This is a genomic window from Skermanella sp., from assembly GCF_059503625.1.
Window position 1 is genome coordinate 1 of the sequence record NZ_JCACHA010000406.1, and the last position, 2,480, is coordinate 2,480.

Here is a 2,480-nt window from a genome sequence, read left to right on the forward strand (position 1 = left end):
GAACTACCTTGCCAACTCAGGCTACGCGTTCGACTAAACCTGAAATGCTCTAGTAACCGGCCACGGCCGCGCCGCACCGCTGCTGTGGCTGAGCGCCTGGAAGGAGGAGATTGCGACCAGGCGCAACGACTGTGAGGATGCCTGCCTGCGCCGCCTGGCTGAACTCGTGCCGTCAGGCTGCCGGGTGACGATCCTGGCCGACCGCGGCTTCGGCGACCAAAAGCTGTTCGCCTTCCTGGGCGAGTTGGGTTTCGGCTACGTCATCCCTTCCGCGGCAACATCCGCGTCGCTGCCGAGGATGGCGAGACGAAGTCGGCGGCTAAATGGGTCGGAAAGGGCGGCCGCGCCCGCAAGCTGCGCCATGCCCGGGTGACGGCGCGGGGCCGCCAAGTGGGCGCCGTGGTGTGCGTCCATGCCAAGGGCATGAAGGAGCCGTGGTGCCTGGCTGCGAGCGATCGGGAGGCAACGGCGGCCGTGCTGGTCAACCACTACGCCAGGCGCTGGACGATCGAGCCTGCCTTCCGCGACACCAAGGACGTGCGCTTCGGCATGGGGCTGTCCGCCACCCGCATCGGCGAACCCATGCGACGCGATCGGCTGCTGGTCAGCGCCTTCGCCACCGCGTTGCTCACCCTGCTGGGCACGGTCGGCGAAAGCCTCGGCATGGACCGGCTGCTGAAGCCAAACACCAGCAAAAGCCGCATCCACTCGCTGTTTCGGCAAGGCTGCATTCTCTACGACCTCATCCCCAACATGCCAGAGCACAGGCTCGCGCCGCTGATGCAGAACTTCGCCGAAGCCATATCAAAGGCCGGCGTGTTCATGCCGAAAACTGCTGGCGCAAATGAGGGGATGAGTGAGGGTTGCGAGGATTGTGCCAGACAGTCTGGCACCGAGCCTCATGCATAAAGGAGACGGGTCATGGAGAAGGCTATCACCTATATCGGCCTTGATGTGCACAAGGAGACCATTGCGGTGGCCGAGGCGGGCAAGCGGGGCGAAGTCCGCGAGCACGGCACGATTGTCAACACTCCAACGGCGTTGAAAGCGTTGATGAGCAAGCTGGCGAAGGCCGGCTCGACGCTGGGCTTTTGCTGTGAAGCCGGACCGTGCGGCTACCGGATCCAGCGGTAGGTAAGTGTGGCGGGGCACGAATGCGTCGTGGTTGCGCTCTCGCCGATCCCACGCAGGTCAGGTGACCGGATCAAGACCGAGCCGGTTGTAGATTCTATTGGCGAGAACGATCCGGAGCCAGTTGTAGAGGGGCTTCACGCGCCTCAGCAGGTCTGGGAGACCATCGGCGTCCTGGATGTCGGCTGCATGCACGACCACGTCCAGCAGCAGCCCCTATGTGTCCACCGCGACGTGGCGCTTGCGCCCCTTCAGTCGCTTAGCGGCATCCCAGCCGCGCGGGCCGCCGCTCTCCGTCATCCCCACGCTCTGGGTATCGACGACCGCCGCTGTAGGGCTGGCGTCCCACCCCTCGGCCTCGCGCAGCATAGCTACGAAGTAGTGGCGGATGCTTTCCCACACCCCGTCGCGGAGGAAGACACGCATAGTGCCGTACACCGTGGGCCAGGGTGGGAAGACCGGGAGGGGGTGGCAGGTGCCACCACTGGCGGCCGGTGCGCACGAGGTAGAACAGGCAGTCGAGCAGGCGCCGCACGTCCGTAGTTCGCAGGCCCCTCCGGGTTCGGCCGGCGAGATGAATGGCTCCAAGAGCCGGAACTGGTCATCCGTAAGGATCGGGCCGCGAGCAAGTCGGGGTTGATGATCCAGAGGGTTCGGGACTCGATCGCATCCCGGGCATCGGAGTAGGCGCTGCTCTTCCCAGAGCCGTTCGACCCGCCGATGACGAGGAAGACGGGACGCTCAGCGTCGGACAACGACGCCGTCCGGACTCTCCGTGACCTTCTCGTTCTCCTCGCGAGCGCGGGAGACATTGCGGCCGAAAACGTAGGCGAGGTCGGTGCCGAAGGTCGCCCGACGGGCGTCAAGAACGCGGACTACCGTCGATGCGCCACCGCTCACTTGAACGAGCGCTCAGACACGCCGGCCGGGGGTACCCGGTCGGGGGTAATGGGAAGAGGCTTGTAAACGATGTGGCTCATTCGTCCTCCGGCCACAAAATCTAGCATCGGACGTGTCCTGTTCCAACGCCGACCAGCCGGTGAGGTTGGCAGTGCGCCCTATCTTCGCCCCGCCGTGATCGGCCCGGGAGCAGCCGACGGATCATCGCAACCGTATCCACGACCAGCATCCCGATCCGGGTCCCCGAATATCCCAGGAACCACCGTGAATCCACTCAGCAGAGGGGTCCCGATTGGGCTCTGTCACAGTTTTCGTGCTGACGGATCGCTCCTGTTGGGGCGGCCAACCTGGCACGTAGCGGGTCGAGCTTGCCGCGGCCATGAATCTGCCGTCGGACTAGAGCACTTTGATGTTGCTTGGAATCGCGCGTTCTGATTCGACGCTGTTGA

General features: G+C 64.6%; 3 protein-coding genes and 1 pseudogene. 2 read left to right on the top strand and 2 right to left on the bottom strand.

Annotated features, from left to right (window positions below):
- The first annotated feature begins 354 nt into the window (after positions 1–354).
- Both AC5JJ6_RS08950 and AC5JJ6_RS08955 read left to right on the top strand, forming a co-directional pair.
- The gene (locus AC5JJ6_RS08950) at positions 355–909 is read left to right on the top strand and encodes a transposase (protein WP_496041700.1); all 555 of its coding nucleotides are present in this window, start codon (positions 355–357) and stop codon (positions 907–909) included.
- Between the two features lie 12 nt (positions 910–921).
- Positions 922–1,215 (top strand): annotated as a pseudogene (locus AC5JJ6_RS08955) (IS110 family transposase); the annotation flags it as partial.
- Here AC5JJ6_RS08955 and AC5JJ6_RS08960 read toward each other — a convergent pair.
- Complete coding sequence (locus AC5JJ6_RS08960) at positions 1,192–1,326, bottom strand: hypothetical protein (RefSeq protein ID WP_496041701.1); 135 nt, start codon at positions 1,324–1,326, stop codon at positions 1,192–1,194. The pseudogene AC5JJ6_RS08955 and the gene AC5JJ6_RS08960 overlap by 24 nt on opposite strands.
- Positions 1,327–1,347: 21 nt before the next feature.
- On the bottom strand, positions 1,348–1,569 hold the full coding sequence (locus AC5JJ6_RS08965; RefSeq protein ID WP_496041702.1) for a hypothetical protein: 222 nt from the start codon (positions 1,567–1,569) through the stop codon (positions 1,348–1,350).
- Positions 1,570–2,480: the final 911 nt, after the last annotated feature.